Annotated in this window: 18 protein-coding genes and 1 pseudogene; 4 read left to right on the top strand and 15 right to left on the bottom strand. The window is 60.5% G+C overall.

From position 1 onward, the window contains the following. Nucleotides 1-25 precede the first annotated feature (25 nt). Entirely contained in the window at nucleotides 26-538 is a 513-nt protein-coding gene (locus AC4ELH_RS12595) for a GNAT family N-acetyltransferase (RefSeq protein ID WP_498884727.1), read from the bottom strand. A gap of 613 nt (nucleotides 539-1,151) precedes the next feature. On the opposite strand from AC4ELH_RS12595, the gene AC4ELH_RS12590 reads away from it, so the two are divergent. Together AC4ELH_RS12590 and AC4ELH_RS12585 are read left to right on the top strand one after the other, a co-directional pair. Further along, a complete protein-coding gene (locus AC4ELH_RS12590) occupies nucleotides 1,152-1,367 on the top strand; it encodes a hypothetical protein (RefSeq protein WP_498884726.1) in 216 nt (71 codons plus the stop codon). Nucleotides 1,368-1,724: 357 nt separating this feature from the next. Then, nucleotides 1,725-1,895: a hypothetical protein gene (locus AC4ELH_RS12585; protein WP_498884724.1), complete on the top strand. Its 171-nt coding sequence runs from the start codon at nucleotides 1,725-1,727 to the stop codon at nucleotides 1,893-1,895. Nucleotides 1,896-1,932: 37 nt separating this feature from the next. Here the strand turns inward: AC4ELH_RS12585 and AC4ELH_RS12580 are convergent, their stop codons facing one another. The 8 genes and pseudogenes from AC4ELH_RS12580 to AC4ELH_RS12545 form a co-directional block, all read right to left on the bottom strand. Next, nucleotides 1,933-2,691 (bottom strand): trypsin-like peptidase domain-containing protein, encoded by a 759-nt coding sequence (locus AC4ELH_RS12580; protein WP_498884722.1) that lies wholly within the window; start codon nucleotides 2,689-2,691, stop codon nucleotides 1,933-1,935. A 381-nt stretch (nucleotides 2,692-3,072) separates the two neighbouring features. Then, the gene (locus tag AC4ELH_RS12575; RefSeq protein WP_498884720.1) at nucleotides 3,073-3,420 is read right to left on the bottom strand and encodes a Pepco domain-containing protein; all 348 of its coding nucleotides are present in this window, start codon (nucleotides 3,418-3,420) and stop codon (nucleotides 3,073-3,075) included. Between the two features lie 948 nt (nucleotides 3,421-4,368). Continuing rightward, entirely contained in the window at nucleotides 4,369-4,923 is a 555-nt protein-coding gene (locus tag AC4ELH_RS12570; protein WP_498884718.1) for a hypothetical protein, read from the bottom strand. Then, nucleotides 4,920-5,444 (bottom strand): hypothetical protein, encoded by a 525-nt coding sequence (locus AC4ELH_RS12565; protein ID WP_498884717.1) that lies wholly within the window; start codon nucleotides 5,442-5,444, stop codon nucleotides 4,920-4,922. Before AC4ELH_RS12565 ends, AC4ELH_RS12570 begins: the two co-directional genes overlap by 4 nt. A 412-nt stretch (nucleotides 5,445-5,856) precedes the next feature. After that, nucleotides 5,857-7,713, bottom strand: a complete 1,857-nt coding sequence (locus AC4ELH_RS12560) for an AAA family ATPase (RefSeq protein WP_498884715.1) — start codon at nucleotides 7,711-7,713, stop codon at nucleotides 5,857-5,859. 138 nt (nucleotides 7,714-7,851) lie between these two features. Next, entirely contained in the window at nucleotides 7,852-8,322 is a 471-nt protein-coding gene (locus tag AC4ELH_RS12555; protein WP_498885054.1) for a hypothetical protein, read from the bottom strand. A 144-nt stretch (nucleotides 8,323-8,466) separates the two neighbouring features. Next, nucleotides 8,467-8,721 (bottom strand): annotated as a pseudogene (locus tag AC4ELH_RS12550) (HU family DNA-binding protein); the annotation flags it as partial. Between the two features lie 112 nt (nucleotides 8,722-8,833). After that, entirely contained in the window at nucleotides 8,834-9,124 is a 291-nt protein-coding gene (locus AC4ELH_RS12545; protein ID WP_498884713.1) for a hypothetical protein, read from the bottom strand. Nucleotides 9,125-10,029: 905 nt separating this feature from the next. On the opposite strand from AC4ELH_RS12545, the gene AC4ELH_RS12540 reads away from it, so the two are divergent. Then, a complete protein-coding gene (locus tag AC4ELH_RS12540; protein ID WP_498884712.1) occupies nucleotides 10,030-10,689 on the top strand; it encodes a DUF6308 family protein in 660 nt (219 codons plus the stop codon). A 107-nt stretch (nucleotides 10,690-10,796) separates the two neighbouring features. Here the strand turns inward: AC4ELH_RS12540 and AC4ELH_RS12535 are convergent, their stop codons facing one another. Next, nucleotides 10,797-11,213, bottom strand: a complete 417-nt coding sequence (locus tag AC4ELH_RS12535; RefSeq protein WP_498884710.1) for a hypothetical protein — start codon at nucleotides 11,211-11,213, stop codon at nucleotides 10,797-10,799. Nucleotides 11,214-11,537: 324 nt separating this feature from the next. On the opposite strand from AC4ELH_RS12535, the gene AC4ELH_RS12530 reads away from it, so the two are divergent. Beyond that, complete coding sequence (locus tag AC4ELH_RS12530; protein ID WP_498884708.1) at nucleotides 11,538-13,535, top strand: hypothetical protein; 1,998 nt, start codon at nucleotides 11,538-11,540, stop codon at nucleotides 13,533-13,535. Nucleotides 13,536-13,764: 229 nt separating this feature from the next. Here AC4ELH_RS12530 and AC4ELH_RS12525 read toward each other — a convergent pair whose 3' ends face one another. From AC4ELH_RS12525 to AC4ELH_RS12505, 5 genes are all read right to left on the bottom strand, one after another. Next, the gene (locus AC4ELH_RS12525) at nucleotides 13,765-14,082 is read right to left on the bottom strand and encodes a DUF732 domain-containing protein (protein WP_498884706.1); all 318 of its coding nucleotides are present in this window, start codon (nucleotides 14,080-14,082) and stop codon (nucleotides 13,765-13,767) included. Nucleotides 14,083-14,641: 559 nt separating this feature from the next. Beyond that, nucleotides 14,642-15,715 carry an SRPBCC family protein gene (locus tag AC4ELH_RS12520; RefSeq protein ID WP_498884704.1) on the bottom strand — a complete coding sequence of 358 codons (1,074 nt, stop codon included), beginning with the start codon at nucleotides 15,713-15,715 and terminating at the stop codon, nucleotides 14,642-14,644. A 1,462-nt stretch (nucleotides 15,716-17,177) separates the two neighbouring features. After that, nucleotides 17,178-17,726: a hypothetical protein gene (locus AC4ELH_RS12515; RefSeq protein ID WP_498884702.1), complete on the bottom strand. Its 549-nt coding sequence runs from the start codon at nucleotides 17,724-17,726 to the stop codon at nucleotides 17,178-17,180. 13 nt (nucleotides 17,727-17,739) lie between these two features. Then, nucleotides 17,740-19,179, bottom strand: a complete 1,440-nt coding sequence (locus AC4ELH_RS12510; protein WP_498884700.1) for a hypothetical protein — start codon at nucleotides 19,177-19,179, stop codon at nucleotides 17,740-17,742. A gap of 15 nt (nucleotides 19,180-19,194) precedes the next feature. After that, the gene (locus AC4ELH_RS12505; protein ID WP_498884698.1) at nucleotides 19,195-19,485 is read right to left on the bottom strand and encodes a WXG100 family type VII secretion target; all 291 of its coding nucleotides are present in this window, start codon (nucleotides 19,483-19,485) and stop codon (nucleotides 19,195-19,197) included. Nucleotides 19,486-19,487: the final 2 nt, after the last annotated feature.

Genomic DNA, 19,487 nt, shown 5'->3' with positions numbered 1-19,487 from the left:
TTGGGCAGTCCGCCCGGCGGACCAGCTAAGTACGATCCAGCCGCCACTCTAGTTGGTTCTCGTTATAACCTTCGTCGTAAAACGTTCCAAGGCAGCGGAATCCCCTGCCCTTGAGAATCTTCACCGACGGATTGGTCTTGACTTCGGTCTTTGCAACCACTGTGACAATATTGCCGCTTTCGAATGCCTTGTTGACGAGCTCGACCACGGCGGCCGTGCCAAGTCCGCGCCCCTGTAGGTCGCCCGCGATCTCGTATCCAATTTCGACAGCTCCATCGACGGGAGGGCCGTGGTATCCGCCGGAACCGACGAGCTGCCCCGACTCGTCGATGAAGAGATAGACCCACCAGTCCATTTCGTGTGGACGAAGTAAAAGTTGTTCGATTGCGTACTCGAACATGGCTGACTTCTCGGGCCATCCAGCGGGTGCATCTAGGCCCGTCAATTGGGTGAATGCCTCGCCCCCTGCGACGGCGGCTTGGAGTTCTACGATCGAGGCTCTCCGCAAGATCACCTGTCCAGAACCGTCCGGAGTCATATGTCTCCCTAGCTAACCTGCGCAGCTCGGTAGGCGAGGTCAACACAACCGCTGCGCCACGGCCGACGATGACAGATTCCAGTAAACCCTGGGAACCGTCCGCATGAAAAGTGCAGGCGCGGCGGCCGTGTCGTCCCAAAGGTGGGGGTGAGCCAGTGGTCGGTTCCCGCCAGGCGGGCTGAACTATCCGACGCCCTTGATGAACGGCGGCACAAGCCTATAACTCGGACCCCCGTCGAGTGGCAACGACGGATGGGGGTGGCGATTGGTGCGACGGAACCAGCTAACGACGGATCTAGACGCAACCGCGTCGCACCCCTATTCAACGACTTTCTCCGACCCCCAGCGTAGGGCTCATTCAATAGACGTCAGGCCGTGCTGAGCACGAGTGGCCTGTCATCAGCTTGAGCGTCTACCGACGAACAGAGTACCGCTGGAGATCGGCACCGATAACCCGGACCCATGCTCGGTTCTGGCGGGCGATTGAACGGCTAGCTAGCCCACCCCGCCACTGCGCCCGGCTACGGCCCCAGCAGCCCCGACCAGGTGAGCGCTCACGTGCAGTCCGATGGACGGATGGCCATCACCCTGACCGAGGGCAACAGGCCTGCAGGTGCCCGACCTGGACGAGTGGCAGCTTCTGGGCCGCGTACAGATGCGCAGCGACATGCCAAGCGAGCTCAAGATCAACGTGGTGGCGTACCACCGCCACACCGGACGGCTAGCACCCTTCTACATGATCCGCCCGCAGCATTCCGATGGGCTTGATCCACTGGACTACAGCTCCGATCCCGATGACCTGCCTGGTTATGCAGCCTGGAAGCAGTAGTGGGACCAGGTGAACGTCGCCGGGCGGTACGAGACCGATAAGCCGCTGTGGGACTTGGTATTACCTCTACTGCGCCGCCCGGATCATCCGTAACGAAGGCGGTGTCATCACGGCCTACGACGGCGACCGCATCATGGCCGTCTTCATCGGCGACTCCAAGAACACAAACGCGGCCAAATGTGGGCTCAGAATCAACTACGCCGTGATCGAAATACTCCGGCCCGCCATCAAGAAGCAATACCTCGAGAACACGTTCGACCTCAAACAACGTGTCGGCATCGACACCTCCGACCTGTTCATAGCGCGGATCGGAATCCGAGGCAGCAACAACCTCGTTTGGGTCGGAACGCCGCCAAAATGGCCGCACTGTCCACGGACTACCTGACCTACATCACCGCAGACGTCTACTCAAAGCTCGCCGACACGTCAAAGTACGGGGGTGATCCCCGCAAGGACATGTGGACCTCTCTCGGCTCCACAGCCCTCGGCTACAACATCTACGGATCAACGTATTGGTGGAACTTCTAGCCAAGCGCTGCAACGCGCACTCGCCCTGCTCACACCTTTAATTTTCGGCCTCATTGTGGCAAGTCTGGAACCCCCACATGTGGGCGGCCTGAGCTATAAAGAGGCCGTAGCCCTCTTCGCCTCGACCCAAGTTGTTGGAGCCCTGGTAGATGAGATAAGGATGAATGTGACCGTAATGTTCACCTTCAATATCCACAATTAGACAGCCAGAGTCTCCAAAGTCAAGTGGCCTACTTAACAGCATGTTGGCCGCACGTAGGGGTTCCTTTTCGTCATAGCTTCTAAAATAGAAGGCGTCGCGAAAACCCATAAACCCTGTTATATCAGCGTCAACGTCTTCGTGTCCGGTGAGGTAGCGAACTCGCTTAAAGCCGATAGTGTCAGAATAATCAAACGGTGTTGCGCTCCTCGATGAGTCGTTAACTTGTACGATTGCCACGTCGAGCTTCTGGCTCGTTCGCAACAGTTTGCCGGTCACTTCCTTGCGCTGGCTGTCCGTCCGCACGGTTGCGCCTAGGGCCGCGTCAGCCGGTTTAATGACATGTCTTGCGGTGAGAACGCCCGCCCCCTCCGAACCTCTCAAGTCCACCCAGCAGTGGCCGTCATGAATACGGGAGCCGGAATGCGGCTGGGGAATCCATGGGCGCGCAACGATAGGGAACATCGCACCGCCGATGAGAATCTTCTGGCGGGTTGGGGCAAAGGGAAGTTTGCCTGGCGAGTAATAGTTGATTAGCGCTAGCTTGAGACCGTGAAAATGGTCGCCTTCGCATTTTATCCAGACCAAACCAACCATACTAAAGAGTGGTTTGACTCGTCTCTGGTCTAGGGACCACCGTTTGGGCGACGTCGCCAAAGCCACTGCCCACAGTGAGACCCGCAGACGTTCTCCGCTCGTCCCGTCCTTAATCGGGTACCGGCTAATACCGCGATCGGGGTGTTCCGATGGGAGAATTTCAACCGGTGGATCAAAGTCTGGAATCGAGGTTCGCAGGTGGTCATCGTTGTATCCGCTGACTATGCCAAACCCTGGAGCGAGGCTTTGGCGCCGAACTACCGTCATCCAGTTTTCTAAGGTCATTGCCAGTAAAGTATTGCGACTTTCACGGCTTCCGAATAGTAGTCCGCGAAGCGTTGGTCGATGGGGACGAGGTGGCTCTCTTACGGCGGACATGAGCTACTCATTGCGAACGAATTTTAAGGTGAGAGAGACCTCCCCGCCGACTGTCACGATCCCTACGCTGCCCTCGGCGGTAATCGACAGGCCAACCTCAACTTCATCGAGCGAGAAAGGTCCCCGCTTCGGATTTGGAAGATCGTCTAGGAGGGAGTCGAGCTGACCCTGAATTACGCCAAGCTGGGACTTAACATCGTCGAGATTTACATCTTTCTTCGCCGCCGCCTTGCCAAGTGCCCAGTCCTTGAATCCGTGTTCTACTGATTCGCCGGGCCGCAGTTGCGACGTACTGGCGTCCTCGGCGGCGACTATGAGTGTGAGCGTGCGCTTTGAGCTCGCCTTTGCCATGGCTTTGCACCCCCGAAAAATGCGCCTGAAGGAGGTCCTGACATCCGGCGGATCCGGTTGTCAAACCGATAGTCTCATAGTGACTAGCACCGCGTTCCGCAAATGCGTCAGTCTGGATCCGCCCGATTATTGGCCGCGGTCCACCCGCCTAGTCAGGGCCATCTGGCAAGGGGGCTCCTATCCGATCCTGAACATTGGGAGACGGGGTAAGCCTTGGTCCGTCTAGCGGCACAGGAGGACAATTCAACATATGAACGATAGCCAGTTTGCGGCCTACGCGGCGCGGCTGCGTGGAGTCTGGGCCGCCGGCTTGCTGCCGCAACGGACACTCACTAGACCCCGGCAAGTACCAGGTCGGGAGCCAAGCGTGCCGCTGCGGAACGATCCACCGCGTATTTCACTGCGGTGTGTGCGCTGATCGGATGTATCGGCCGGCACGAGGACGATCGTGTTCATTCTTGAACTTCGATGGCCGCGCGGCGAGCACCTGTTAGGCCGATGCTGCTTCATCTGACCATTCAGACCCCTGGCATCGGACTCTCGAAAGAGGGAGGTTGCCTAGTCAGGCCAGTTCTCCTGCAGAACACGGGTATTGGCGAGCGCCTCCCTGAGCGTCCCTGCGGTCTGCAATTGGTCGAGAAGCACCCACAACCGAGCCGACGGATAGATGCCCTGCCCGTTAGGTATCGGCTCGAATGGCGGGATCCGCGGCCCGAGGGCATAGACGGCATGCGCTCGGTCACTCGCGGGGCCCACAGGGGGCGATTGGCGCTTCGGACGAGATCCGTTTCCTAAGCCGTCGCCACTCGTGCATGACCCTGGGCCGCCTCCTGGTTGGCCCGATTAGGGACCGAGCAAGCGCTCGATGCGCGTCCCCATCGTCGGCGAAATTTGCTGCACGCGTTCATGGACCGGGGCGCCTAGCGCACATAGGCTGTAGCTCGCCAGCTACGCTCCGCCCGAGAGCCCGTTCAACTCTGCGGCCGCATGGATGGCGGTCTTGAGTTCGTCGAAGGAACACTGCGTTGGACCGAGGGCTAGCAGCGGTCCGAGCCGAATCTTCTTCTGCTCCGGAACTTTTCGGTTAAGTTCGGTCGTGGGCATCACATAGAACGTCCATTGCCTGACGTCGAGCGGATCGACCGGTTCGCCAATCGAGCCGTTCAGCAGGCAGAAGACGTACACTTCGGCGCTTCGCTTCGCACTTGGCGCATAGGTGTTGGTGTGGGCGTCCCACCCCTTTGCCGGACCGATGCCGAACTCGATCACCGAGGGTCGGGTCTGCTGCCACGATTGCACGTAGGCAGCCGATTTCACTTCCACCCCGACCTTGACACCGTCGACGTCGACGTCGAGGTCGTGACTGTGCCATTCGACGCGCTTCACCTCATCAATGCCGAGTGCTGTCGCCACGATGTACTCGGCCAGCACGCCACGGGTGGTGTTGGTGAGCAGATCGTCGTACGCCCAGGCGTGGAATTCCCCTTTTTTGATGTCAGTCATCGCCGAGTCTTCAATGCTTGAGCCGTTCCCCTGCCAAGTACCGTCGTCACTTTGAGCCGATCGATGTCGTCGATGGTCAGGACCGCTTCGGGTCGGGTGATCCGCTTGATGTCCTCGGCTTGCGGTTGCGGCACCAGGAGTGCCAGTTCGCGCGCCTCATCAATGTCGATGTTTGTGTGCATCCACTGGCGCTGATCGGTGCGCTCGTGGTCGACGCTCACGAACCAGTTAGCCAAGAATTCCTGCAGGTGCGGGATCAGTGTCCACACCTTCCGCCTGGCCAGCGCCGAACGCGCATCTGGCCGGGTGAATGCGAGCCAGGCGAGTGCTTCACTGTCGGCGTCGGTGAGCTTCCAGAACACCCGGCCGTTGTGCGCCAGCGGTCGGGTGACAGCGATGCGCTCTCCGGTCTCGCGGGCCCGCGTGGTGTAGTCGGGAAGCGTGTCGGTGTGGTCGGGAACGCTGTAGAAATAGTCGTGTGGCCTCTGCGGTCCCAGCCGTCCGCTTCGAGCGTTGTCCATCAAACGCGCCCCCTCACCGCGAACCATGTTGCCATGTCATCGGCCCCCTGTGTCTGACGATCCGATTACCGGTCGTTGGCCGAACGGCATCAGAGTCGCACATGCCTCCGACAAGACGCCGCCGACAGAGGTCGTCTAGAACCTGAGGGCACCACCACCGGCATCCCGGAGGACGCCGCACTCTCAGACGGTCATGGAAAATCCGCCGAATCCGGATCACTCTCAGGTATTCGCGGAACACTCTCAAGAAGTAGTGGATCGGACAGCTGATCATCGGCTTGGGCATTGTCGTTCTGCAGGGCGGGAAGCGCGGTATTGCCCTACCGATAATCGGGGCATACGTCAACCATCGTCCTGTCGGCGTCGGGCGGGGTGGCTGTGTCGGGACGCTGCCTGGGTACGACGACGCTGGCTACGCGTCGTGGGCCCACGCGATGATTTCGTCGACCACCGTGCGGATGCTCGCTAACTCGACACCGGCCAGGTCCAGCGCGCGGACGATTCGCCGCACGCCATCAGTGGTGTTGAGTGGTAGTCGGTAGTGTTCGAGAGCATAGGTCTTCCAGTCCGCTGAGTCCGACGGGCCGAGTCCGTCCGCTGCGCGGCACTCGTCGACCAGCGTCCGCCATTCCGGAAATGGGCCGTTCAGGAATTTCCGTATCGAATCCACCGGAAGGGCGAACAGCAGATCGTCCTCAGCGACGCCGAAAAGCGTTGGTAGCGGTCGGCCTTGGTCTTCGAACCGTGTGATGAGCCTGACGAGCTTGATCTCTTCTGAGGAACGTTTTCTGTTACTGCGGTCCCATAGCGTCGCGACGTTGGTGTTGTCGGTCAGGACACCGGTCTTGATCCCCAGCCGTGCGGTGAATTCGCCGTCGATAAGGCCTTCGAGGTTCTTTGTGCCGTGAATCGGAATGATGCTCACACCCGCGGCGTCGAGGCGCCCTCCGGCGTATTCATCCAGGACAGCCACGTCGAGAGGTCCCTCGACGAACAGGATCGCCCGGTGCAGGGAGAGCGCCGCGGCCGGATGCATGCCAACCTCATCGGCCAACTCCTGCAGTGTTGAAGTGGCGGCCGTCGTGATGGTTCGGGCGATCGACGACGATCCATCTTTCGTGACTTTGACGTAGGTGACGTCCTCGCCGGAGGCGCGCAGAAACTCCTCGTGGTGTGACGCCGCGAGGAGGTTGAAGCCTCTTCCGACCATGCGGTGACACCATCGGACGATGCTGGCCACCGCGGAGTGATGCAGGTGGGCCTCGGGTTCGTCGATAAACAGCACATGGCCGGAGAATTTCCCGGATCCGACCGAATCGAGAGAAGTCGTCTCGGTGTCGCCCTCCATGATGCGTAGCGCCAGTTGCACCGCGATACCCATCCAACGAGAAGCTCCTCTGCCGAAATCTGCCAGGCTCCGCCCGCGCGCCCCTCTGGGGCGGTAGTACAGCCGTACCCGCGGATGGTCATCCCACCCCTCCGGCATTGAGAAGGTGGCTCCAATCTCGCCGTCGAGGAAGTCCGGCAGGAGGTTGGTTGCCAACGATGCGAGTTGCTCGACAGCGCGTTTCACCGCGGGGCGGAGTCGAAACGTCGGAAGGTCATCATCACCGTCATCGTCGGAGTCTTCGTCCGAAGCGATGCGCTCAAGCGGGGTATTGAATTCCCGGTACTTCTTATCCCCAGTTAGCTTGGCGATCGCCGCGGTCACCCACGTGTCGATCTCGTGAAACTCCCAACCTAAGAGGAGCGGCTTCGGAAAGGGACCGGCAGAGGAGCGCTGCTGCTCGTCTAATTCATAGTCGGGGCCAGGCCCGTTACCGGGAGCATCAAGGATCTCCCGAAAGATGCCCTGGTAGAACTCGCTGAGGTCGGTGAACCACAACTCCGTGCGGCTTCGGTCAGCACTTCCGTAGCAGACCTGTCGAGGCGGCAGGGGGCCAAACCGGACCGCGTCCTCCTCGACAGGCTCCCAGTGCGGAAATGAGTCGAGAACATCGCGATCAAATTCGAAGTCCGAATCGAGTTCCACGTAGATCGCTCCAAGGCACGCTCCGATCTGCTCGCCCGCTGAAGCAGTGCTGTCATATCCGCGCAGCCACGCTTCGCCGGCCCTGGGGGCGTGGGTGGCGAGCATTAGGTAGATGAAGTCGAGGATGCTGGTCTTGCCGGCGTTGTTCTTTCCGAACAGGACTGTGAACCGGCCGATTCCGAACTCATTTTCAGACTTAAACTGTCCACCGTCGTCGGCCAGATAGACTTTGTTCATTCGCACGACGAGAAACCTAGCCGAACAACGCACCGGTTCTAGGGGATTCAACAGGCCCGCTATCGGCAACGACGGACTGGCCGATAGCCGCGAACTATGTCGGACAACTGGGCCCGAGCAATGACCGCAGATTCGGAGTTAGCCGTCGTCACCTGGGTGGGGACAGCGTTGGAGCGCCGTCAGATCGAGGAAGTTCCGCGGTGTCGTCTCGACTACGCAGCCGATGCCGTGCTGCTCTAGCAGTCCGACCAGGTCGTCCGTCGGTGCCTCAGGCAAGAGCACCGCGAGCCGCGAACCCTCAACGTACCGGCCATAATCGAGGATTTGACCGAGTGCGAGGCGGACACTCATGCGGTCGGCCGTTCCTTTGGCCTCATACAAGATGTTTTCGGTAGTATCCGCCAGATCGCTGTAGAGCGAGGAGACCCCGGCCGGCGTGATTCGGTACCGCATCACCTGGCGACCATGAGCCTCCAGATACTGCTGAAAGCGTTCCGTTAATCGCGCTTCCTTCTGGACAGCAGGCCCGCTCACTGTCTGCTTTACCTCAGTGGCTTCGGTGACGAGGGCCTGCTCTGGATGGGCGGTGTCCACGGCGACGACTTCCAATGAAGTGCTGCGTCCGGTGGCTGTCGATGTACTCGTCGGTCCGGCCGCTGTGTTTGCATCCTGGCGCCGGCGTCCGTCGCCTCCGCCATGTCGGGGGACTTGGGCTGTTCGTGGAAGAGATTGGGCCCCAGACACTATGGCTTTGAACTGTGGGCCAGGGCGGAACACCGGGACGGCGACGGCTCCGCTTCTGGCAAATTCCCCGGTCCGCGGGTTGCGCATAACGCGGGCCTTTCGGCGGCGCTGGTCGAAGACGCCGAATCCCGCGATGGTGACGTGATCACCTCCGTGCACCGCGCGCATGATCGTGTCAACGGTGGTGTCTACAACGGCGGCCGCGTATTGACGGTCTGTGCCCAGCCTGCGTGCGAGCTCGTCGACGAGCTCTGCTTTGTTCACCTTGTACCGGGCTCCCAGCTAGTCGGTCCGGCAGCGCTCGGACTGCGCGCCATATCTGTGCCCAACTCGCCATCTCCTGATCGCCATCATTTCGCGTGGATGGTCATCCAAGTCATTTGTAGCCCAACCTATTCCGTGCTTTCCTGACAACATCTTCGCTGAACAGTTCGGGGTAGTTGAGCACCAGTTGCTCGCTGGTCAGATCCGGACGGCGAGGCTCGACGTCCCACGCCAGCTTGACGAACCCCTCTGCGGGGTAGCGAGTATCCACGACCATCCGAGTGGCTTCGACAGCCCCGTGCTGCTTCACCATCTGGATGAAGCGGGTCGGGTTGTAGCCGAGCCGCTTGGATTCCTCGATACCCTGCCACAGGTCCGCCTCAAGACGCTCCGCATCGCCCACTCCATCACCTCCCGTAGCCAACGATGACGACTATTTGCGTGTACAGCTTGCCAAATCACGATCTACGAGGGACCGAATAGACGGTGTTTGGTCGGCGGCGGTTCGGGTGGAACCACCACCGCGCCGGCAGCGTCTAATCGACATGCGCTCCATTGAGGTGATCGATTCTGAGTTGAGCCTGCTAACAGTGATACGAGCTGTAATGCGCCAAGACGGCGTCGGCTCCCGAGCATCGGCCGGGCCGACGAGTTGTTGGTCGAACGGCTAGCCGCGGACCACGCCTCATCCCAATAGCACGTGGAGTCAATCCAAGCGGAACCCGACGACGTGCGGCAACCGCAGATCCCATACCCGCGGCCGCCGGCGTGTGCAATCTGGTTTCACTGAGTAGCAGAGTTTCAGGGCCAGGCAGGGCGAGCGCGAAGTGTGCGGCGGCAGATGCAGCTTGGATAGCGGTCAAATCACGAGTGTGCGGGTTCCATCTCAGGCGGCAGCGAGCGTCGAGGCTGTCAAAAGTTGATCAAGGAGGTCCCGTAGGCGAGATGCACGATACTGCTTACCGTTGGGGATCGGTTCGGACGGTCAGGCCGAGCGCGTAGACCGCGTGGGGACCGTTGGTGGCGGGGTCGGGCGCGACGTCGGGGAATCGGTGCCGCAGCGTGGGATGACCTCGCGGTCTATGACTCGGAGGGTCCGTTGCACCCTGCCAACCCATCGGAGGCCATGAAATTCAGTGCCACATGTGTCGACGACCGATTTTCGTTGCTTACCGTCGACAGTCCTGAGGGGAGCAGGGTCAACGTCACCCAATGAAGAAGAGGCTGAAGCCAGAAATGCGCGGTGAATGTTGGCGACCCATGGTTACATGCTGCTGGTCAGTGTGCAGCCGACCGAAAGAGCCAGCAATGTCGTCCCCTCAGTACGTGGAATGGCGGCAACGGTGGCCCGCACTCGTTACGGATCGACAAACGGACAAGGCTGCGGAGCTGCTGCAGCGTTACTACGACACAGATGGTGCAGGCGTGCCGTCATATTCTGGGTCGCAGTTCGAGGCGATGGTGGCGCTCAACGAAGATCTTGATTCGATTGGTCCCGCCGACTTTACGGCCGCGTCCATGCTCAGCGTCGACATTCCAGCGCAAGCGGCGATCCGTCTGCTCGGTAAGGACGCGAGAGAAATCACCAAGCTGCTGAAACAGATCCCCGCCGATCGCGACATCGTCGACGTCGACTCAGACGAACTTGTCGCCGGTTCGGCAGCCAGCAAGCTGTGGCGAGTCCTTCGCCGTGGCAACGACGGCATGGGCAGGACTCGGACTAGCAAGCTAATGGCCGCGAAGCGTCCACGTCTGATCCCGATCTGGGACAGCTTCATCGAGCAAGCCACCGGCCTCGACACCTCGGATTACTGGAGACAGTTTCAAGGAGTACTCGTCGCCGACAAGCATGCGGCGTGGACGTGGTTGACCGAGGTACGTGCTCAAGCGACGAACGTGCCCACCGCGGTCTCCAACCTGCGGATCCTGGACGTTCTGCTCTGGATGACGATCGACCAGCAGCGTTGAGACTCAAGGCTGCTGGTATCCGGCCCGTGATCGCCTGAAGTGAAGGCTGCGATTCACTGGGCGAGCCGGGACTGAACCCGCTGAATACGCATTGCGTCGACAGCACTTCAGGCCACACACGCGAAGATTTCGATATGCGTCCGATCCGTCGGGCCACGTTCGCCGACCACCTGGAGAACGCGTACGTGGTCGAAAGTGTCATTCGGGTACAGCCCCAGCTGAGCGAACGGGGATTGGTCCTTCGCGATCTGCCAGCTACAGAACGAGTCGATGATTGTTTTAGCGACGTTGTCTACGTCCAGGGGCCTCCCAGCCTTCTGGACTCCGATGCGAAAGCCCCACCACAGGACATCACGGACAGCGAGCACGGCCTCAGTCCCGTTGGTCGCGGCCCTGCGGTAGTTCTCACGGCGCTCGCGGTCGGTCTTTCCAGGCTGCATGTCTGCATACGAATGTGCCCAGGGCACAACAAGATTTAACACTTTGACGAACCGCGTGGTGTCGTTGAAATCGTAATTGTGCATTCCGCAGATCGTATTCGAAGAACTGGAAACAGTGCTGACGTTTCACCTGACAGCTCGCGGTCACCGACTGTGCGGATAACGTCGGTGGCAGCAGCGTGGTTGAGCCGTGGGACACACCGCCAGTTCTCCACCGATAACAGCGACGTACGGCGCGGTCGCAAGAGCCTGGCGCACTGACTGACAGCGGCCCCTCGTAGGGTTGTGCCAGTCGCGATTCAGTGAATTCTGGTCACCGCTGGCCGCTGACAAGTCGGCGGCGATGAACTGAAATCTCTGTTCGGAGAAGCCATAGCGAGCGCTGGCGTCCAATGGCAATATTGGCCGGTGGCATCTGAAGCCCTCTTGGCTCGCGCACTAGCTTTCCTGCTGAAGGCGCTGCTGGCTGTGATCCGATTCTTCCGTCCCTCGACGTCCCACGCGGAGCTCAGCACCACTGCCAACGAGCTGCGCCGGTCAGTCGAGCAGCGCGAGAAAGGCCTCCTCGATCAGCTTCGGGCAGGGCCCGGCTGGGTCCTAGACAAGGACTACCAATACACGTCGCGTTTCCTATCCGGCCCAACTCGCGAGGCCGAATCTCTTTCAGCCGTCGGCTCGGTTTATCGCCAGGTAGGGCCACCCGAACGACTTGTTATATCTGGCCGGACCGGGTCTGGCAAAACCGTCCTGGCCATCCACCTTGTCCTCGACCAACTCAATCATGGTGGCCCGCAGGGCCGTACCGAGAACCGAGCGCCCATTCCCGTCCGGGTTAATGCGGCCGGTTGGGACGGTCAAAGCAAATTCTCCGATTGGCTCGCAGGCTGCCTATCGACCGACTATTCACTGCACCGTCGTGTGACACGAGCCCTAGTTTCCAAAGGTTGGATTCTTCCTCTGCTTGACGGCCTTGATGAGATGGGTGCGCGCGACGTCGTCGTAGAGAGAGCTGCGTCTGCACTGCAGCAACTCAATGGCAAACCGTGGGATGGCCGACCAGTCGTCGTTATTTGCGGCCAACTGTACGAGGAGATCCGAACCCAGCCGGCGGGAGGAACGGGACTGGACGGTGCGCTAGTGCTGACACTCCCTCCACTATCGGTCACGGAGGTAAGCCTCCACTTATTCAATTGCCTCGAACAACTGGGGCTTCCGGCACAGGACTGGTCGCCGGTAACTGATCAGATTTTCAACCGCCCGGACGGCCCACTTGCAACGGCGCTCCAATCGCCTTGGCTGCTTGGCCTTGCCGTTGATTCATTGCGTCACCGAGCCCCGGCCGAAGAACCGGCCTCCGAGCTGGCCGCCTGTGAATCCGAAGCTGAAGTTCGCAACTATCTACTCAGAGCGCAAATCCCGGCCGCGATCCGTGGCACGTCATCGGATGATGGAGACACTGCCACTTACACCGAACTACAAGTTCACGCGTGGCTGGGTTCTCTAGCGGAACATTTCGATCAGCAAACCAAAGATGGCCTCGGGGGCAACGAGATTCGACTGGACCAAGTGTGGACGCTTGCTGGCGCCACTCTATGCCGTGCGCTCTATGGTCTAGCAGCGGGCGTCATTGCCATAATTGGCGTGGCGTGCATCATGTTGCCACTCATCAAGCTGAGTATGTTAGTTGCCGGCTGGCAAACAGCCACGTTGACAGCTCCTATTTCAGGTTTTCTTTACCTGGGAGGATTCACAGCGTTACTCGCTGGATTATTGGGCTCGTCCACCTCAGCGTCAGAGCGGTTCGCGTGGCAAGTACCGGGTATCAGACGCTGGCCACGAGGCCTTGTGCCGGGCGCCGTAGCAGGGCTCGTCTTTGGCGCCTACGCCGGACTGACCTCGACTGGTTTTCCCAATCCGATAATCCCTGGTTGTGTGGCGGGAATTATCGCGGCCGGATTGGTGGGCTCTCTTGTCGTTCTGCGGACCACTTCGCGAGAGCGCCTGGCGCTGGGCCAGTACCCGGATCGATTGATACGAGACGATCGAAACTTTGCGCTCGCTGGAGGAGCAGCGGCTGGCCTCGCTGTATGCCTCACGGGACCGTTCATAGCCTGGGCGGCGTTCGGGCGATGGTCTGGTGATATCAACTGGATTAGGTATGTTCCGGTCTTCGCCATACCCGCTGGGTTTGTTGTGTGGATGGTCGCGGTTCTTGTGCTTGGCCGTACCTACGGTCGTTACGCGATTGCTTGCCTTCTGTTCCGGTACAGGGGAACGTTTGCACCCAAACCACGCATATTTCTTGAGTGGGCGCGAAACGCCGGGCTGCTTAGAGTCACAGGGGTGGCGTATCAATTCCGTAACGAAGACTACAGACGCTGGATCACCTCTCGGTCCACCGCCTGAGAGACTCGCGCTGCTCCTGCGGCTGACCGTTCCAACCATGGCAACGAAAACCGTTCATGTCGAGGAGAGTGGCCAGCTTCCGACCAGGTGTGTTCGCTGAGGTCGATACCGTGCCGTCACGACGACAACAAATTGCTAGGACGTCGGCGGTACCTTCGCTGACGCTGGCAGGTAGGACGCCGATAATCGCGGCACATGATGCCGACGAAGCCGGCTTTGATGGAGGCCATCAGTCGTTGGGGCACATGTCGGTGACCGCGTAGCGTACAACCTGCTCGGCGTCACTCAGCGTCATCCCGTTTTCGGTGCCTTGACCTTGAACCGATTCGTTTGCGAGTGTGGATGCCACATCGCTGCGCGAGTTCCCGTCGTCTAGTGCGTTGCAGATCTCCTGCCCGAGTAGGCCCGGTGCCGGGGCGCTAATCCCAAGAGACTGCAGATCATGGACAAATGCGTCGACATCGGCGTGGGCCGGCGCGGCGAACAGTAATAGGGTCGTGGCAAGCAACGCCGCGACCAGCGCGGAAATCCTACTTTGTTGCTTCATGCAATGATCGTATGACGCAACCGTCAGAGGCAGACGGCGCTTGCCGATTTTAATTGCTGTCTGTGCGCTGGCTTAACGCTAGTTGTCGGCATTAGTGATGCCCTCAGTCAGGTCAGTCGGCACGCGAGTCAATCGTGAGAACTTGCACCCCGGCCTTCGCCCGCGTGGTGGCGGTTGCGTTGCTCGGACGCTAGCGACGACGGTTCGGGCGGAACCATATCGGCGTCAACTGCGTCTAACTGATATGCGCTCCATTGAGATGATCGATTCTGAGTTGCGCCTGCTGGCCGTTATCAGAGCTGTAATGCGCCGAGACTGCGGCCGGCTCCCGAGCATCGACCGGGTCAACGAGTTGTTGGACGAACGGCTAGCCGCAGACCACGCCTCATCCGAATAGCACGTGGGGCCAATCCAAGAGGGACTCGACGGCGTGTGGCAGCCGCAGATCCCATCTGGCGCGGCCTGTGGCGTCTGCAATCTAGCTTCACTGCGCAGCAGAGTTTCATGGCGCGGCAGGGGAGCGTGAAGCATGCGGCGTCAGATGCAGCCTGGATAGCGGTCAACTCATGAGTGCGCGGGTTCCATCTAAGGCAGCAGCGAGCGTTGGGGCTGTCAAAAGTTGATCGAGGAGGACCCATAGGCGAGATGCACGATACGGCTTGCCATTGGAGATCGGTTCGAACGGAATCTGCGGGCCGAGCGTATACAGCGCGTGGGGGCTATTGGTGACAGGGTCGGCCGGGACATCGGGGAATCGGTGCCGGAGGGTGGGGATGACCTCGTGGTGGATGACTCGGTGGATCCGTTGCACCTGTCCGTTCCAGCGGAAGGCCATGAAATTCGGTGCCTCCGTGGGCCATCCGTTGCTGCTGCCGTATGGGTGGAAGTAGCAACCTTCGTCGATGACGTACTCGAGGAATGTCCGTTCTCCTCCCCCGCCGGGGCGTTCGTTGTTTAGAACCACGCAATACGTTCTGCTGTCTTCGGGCTGGCGCATCCGGATCACCACTTTCAGATAGGCGTGCAATTCGTCGAGCCATTGCCGTTCAGCGCCCCGTCGACCATCGCGGGTATCGGCAATGTCGGTGAGTACGTCGCTCCAGGGCAGGTGCACGACGGGCACACCGCCGATGGATTCAGGGAGTCCGTAGGAGCTCGCCAACTCGTGGGAGGCCTGCGACAAGGTGACCAGTACGCCGCCGTTGGGTTGCTGGTTGATCCGTCCGGCGTACCTCTGCAGCTGAGCTGTCTCGGGGACGATCCATCCGCTCTTGGCTTCGAAGATGACAAGCGCTCCGGGTAGGCGGAGCTCAAGGTCCGTGCGTCCGCCCTCGTCGCGCACTTCGAGAGCAAGGTGCGCCTCATCTGGTGCGGGGCCGCCCGGCCACACTCGGCGCAGGACAGCCGCACAAAGATGTGGGCTTCGGGACAGCACGTAACCGAGGGCCGCCGTCACATCGTTCTCGTTCTGGCCGATCAGACTGAACACGGATGCCACGGAATTGCCGTGGTGGGTGAGGTCGGCCATCAATAGATCATCGCTGATTGGTGGAGCCCGAAGATGATGCTGTCGTAATTCCGTCAGCGCGGCGTGCGCGGCGTCCTCACGTCGGAAGTCGGCGGCATATTCCACAGCGTGCACACCAGTGTCGAGGTACTGCGGTACGTTCCCGCTATATCGCTGCGCGTGCGCAGGATGGGGGTGCGATGGCTTGGAATCCGCTGGAGTGGGCCGGTGCGGCAGCGAGGTGGGCAGGGTCGGCGGTCGGCGGCGTGTTCTCCTCGCCCAGCGTGGAAGTGCCGGGCCGATTGTTCTGCGGATCGTGCGGGTTCCGTCAGGATCCACGGCTTCCTGCCGGGACGATGATCTGTGAGAAATGCCAAGCTTGGGACGGCGCTGTCGACCGGCCTGCCAGGGAATTTGCGGACTCGACCATCGTGGCAGATCGGAGCGCTGAAACTCCGGTCCGGCCAGTTCCGGAGCAAGATCCACGTGGCGGTCGGCTGCAGTCCGGCGGGGAGTTGGTCCTGCATGCGCCCGATCATGGCTCCATGAGCGGGTGCCCGACCACTCAAAAGACATCTACGCGTTGCTGAACCAAGAAGATGGCGTTCGGCAGTTGATGCAGCGGTTTTGGGACGAGCTATCGGACACGGAGCGCAGCGATCTGATGGAACAGCTTGTAGCACAGGGCTTTCACGCACAGAAGACGTTCGGCATGCTTGTTTACTGGGCGACTGCTCGTCTGCGTGTGAGACTGGGAGAGCAGCTCCGCACCGCGATGTACGGGCTCCCAATTCGCGTCTTCCGTGGCGGCCTGCCAGGCCAAGGGAAGTAACGAGGTGGCCATCGGCTCGAACTAAGGTGCAGGTCCGCGCCATGCCACTCACCGCAGGCCAACGGTTGCGTCGTCCTCACGCTGACCCTGTGACTTTCAAGGCCTTTGCGGCCGCGGCGTGAGCAACGAGACGACGCTGAGAAAGACCGTAAAGGCCGTCTGCCAGTCCGTGAAATACGCAGCGACCGCGCCAATGCCCAGCGCAGTCAAAAGTGCGAGATAAGTTTCGAATGGACCCGCGGAGACTGGCGGTTGGGACCTGGGTGTCGGTTCTAAGCTCACTTTTGCCCTTCGAGTTTTTGGAGAACGAAAGGGACTGCTCTGTCGCCTCGGACAGCCGGCCAGCGGTACGAGCCAGTTCTCTTCGTAGACCGGGGTATCCGATCTGGACCGAAGGCTACGCACGCCATCCGCTATTCGACAGCCTCCCTGTGGACAACGCTGTGGAACATTTGCGGATAACTAACTCGGCGGCTGACTTGAGACTGTGAATAACATGTGTGTAATTCGATGTTGTTGCTGGTAACCGCCGTATGCTCCTGTGGACGAAAAATGTCCCGGCGTGTCTCGCGCTTTCGGCGTTCGAGCGTGTCGCGTTGCTGCGCGATAAGGCCTATGAGCCCGCACGCAAACGCGATCACACCCTTGTGGGGCCGTTGACGAGGTCGTAGATCGTGTCGGCGGTGACCACACCACGGTTGTATGGCCCGTCTGGCAATTCAGCCGAGGGGCATTCGCCCACAGTCGATGGGGCTGCTAGTCGTCTTCGCGCAGCGTTCCGCGGAAGGTGCGCTCTGGGCGCCCTGCTTCTTGCCATTTGTTGTAGGCGCGTTCCATGTGGCCGTACACGCGCGTGAGCTCGTTACCGCTGCGCCGGGTGAGTGCGAAACCGATGAGTTGGGTCGGCTGGATGAATCCTTCGCGGAACGGAACGTCGATGCCCGGCAGCGGAGTGTCTTGTTTGGAAGTGTTGTCTTGAGGGGGGATTGCGACCCAGGTTCCTTCGAAGGCCCGGCGGAAGGTTTCACCTATGTAGTACACGAAACGCATTGTGCGGTGGACATTCTCGTCACCGGTGTACGCGGTGCGGTTGTTGTCGTAGAGGTCGGTCAGCTTGGCTTCAGCCAGGGCGAGGCTGGCTTTGGTGAACATGCTGTCCCGCGCCTCTGGGAGGTCGTTGATGGGGAATTCGATGCCCATCGTGGCGTCCTGCATTTTGAGCCAGCTATGGAACTTGTCGTCGGACTGGGCGTCGCGAAACGCCCTCGTCAGCTGAATCGGTACGTAGTTGAATGTGCTGCCCATGGTTGCCTCCCCGTCAGGGTAGCCGGTTCACCCGGAACTGGTCTGGGTACTCGTCTTGCAGCCGCTGCAACTCGGCGAGTTCTGCCTCGCTATACGGGTACTTGCTGTTGATGTTGTAGGTGACGTTCAGGCCCACTTGCAGAGCTTCCTCGTCGGCGCGCAGTTGATCGAAATCAAGTCTGCCGCTCTTATTTTCGACCACCTCGTCCGGTATTCCATCGACCAGGTGAGCCCAGTCCCACCGTCGGCCGGGCACAATCTCGGCATTGCCGTACTGATGGCGCCAACCCTCTTCGGAGTCGTACCCCATGATGTCGGCGACGAGCTGGTCATACCACCACCCATTGGACGCATTCTCCAGGAGCTGATCGTAGGCCTTGCTCCATCGGTCGATGTCCCAGTCGCCTCCGCGTTCGAGGTAGCGCTGCCAGGCCGCCCATTTCGCACGGTCGAAGTAGCGGACCGTGGGTTTGAGTGTGCCGTCGGGTCTGTGTTCGTATCCGACGGCGGGGATGAGGACTTCTTTGTCGAGCAGTGATTTCATCGCCGTGTCGAAGACCGGCGAAAACGTGTTGATGAGCGACGCGGTGGTCTGCAGGGTGTTGATATAGCCGCGAATATTGTCCGAGGCACGTTGGATGAGCCGTCTCGCCACCGCAGCCTCGGCCCGGATCGACAATCCGCCGGTGACCCCGGAGGCCACTATGGACACGGATCCGCTACCGCCGAGCATGAGTGCGGTGAACTTGACCTGCCTGTCGATGGACTGGCGCATCGTGCTGACCCCAGCAGAGAAGCCACCAGTCTGTGCGCTCAACGCGCGGGCGTCGGTGGCCAACGCATCCCCAGGAGCGCTCACTTTGATGATCGAGTCATAGAACGCGATGGCGTCGGGCATTGACGGATCGGGGCGCTTGGTCTGCCGGATGACTCCGTCAACCGCGTCGGTTATGCCCGCGGCGAACCGGCTCCACGCATCGGCGGCGGTGTGGAGCTTGTCGGTGTTGGCGTTGGGGGTTTCTCGGCCCAGCATCTCCAGCAAGCCCGGCAGCAGTTCATCGAGACCAATACCATTGCCACCCACCGAGGTTTGCATCGTCAGGTTCAATTGGGTGATGGCTGGCTCTGGTGGCAGGTTCGCCGGCACCGGCAGCCGGCCCCGGCCATTGCGGAACTCGACCCAGGCGTGGTTCACACCGGCTTGATAGATACGTCCGGCCAGCGCCGACCACGCCTTCGTGAGCGCTGCCACGCCCTGCACCGTGGCGGACGCGCCGGCGTCGTACTTTGATCCCCATCCAGTTCCGATCGGGTCATTGCCCGCCATGTGCAGACTCGCGAAGTCCGCGACAGCTGAGACTGTTCCCGCGGCGCCGGCGAGTTCGGAAGCTGCGCGCCCTAGGACCTCGGCGGTGCTGAAGTACCAATCAGGATCAACGACCCAGACACCCACGTAGGACGACCCGCTCTATCCGTGCGCCATGCGCAGGTTGATCTCCATGACCTTGCGGTAGCTCTCTTCGGCCTCACTTGTCCATGCTCTGAAGTCGGTGAGCGAATCGTGCATGTCGCGCAGCGCGTCGACCCATTCGCGGTGGCGGCGTTGATAGGCGACGGCAGCAGTGCCGTCCCAGTCTTCACTGACCCGGGCTATTAGGCCCTCTACAAGAGACAGACTCTCGGAGGCCTTGGTCAAGAAATGTTGCATTTGTTCTTGAAGATCTTGCAGTGCATCAACATCCACGGTGTAGCCAGCCACGG

The organism is Mycobacterium shunyiense, assembly GCF_058270075.1.
This window is presented reverse-complemented; position numbering and strand designations above follow the sequence as displayed.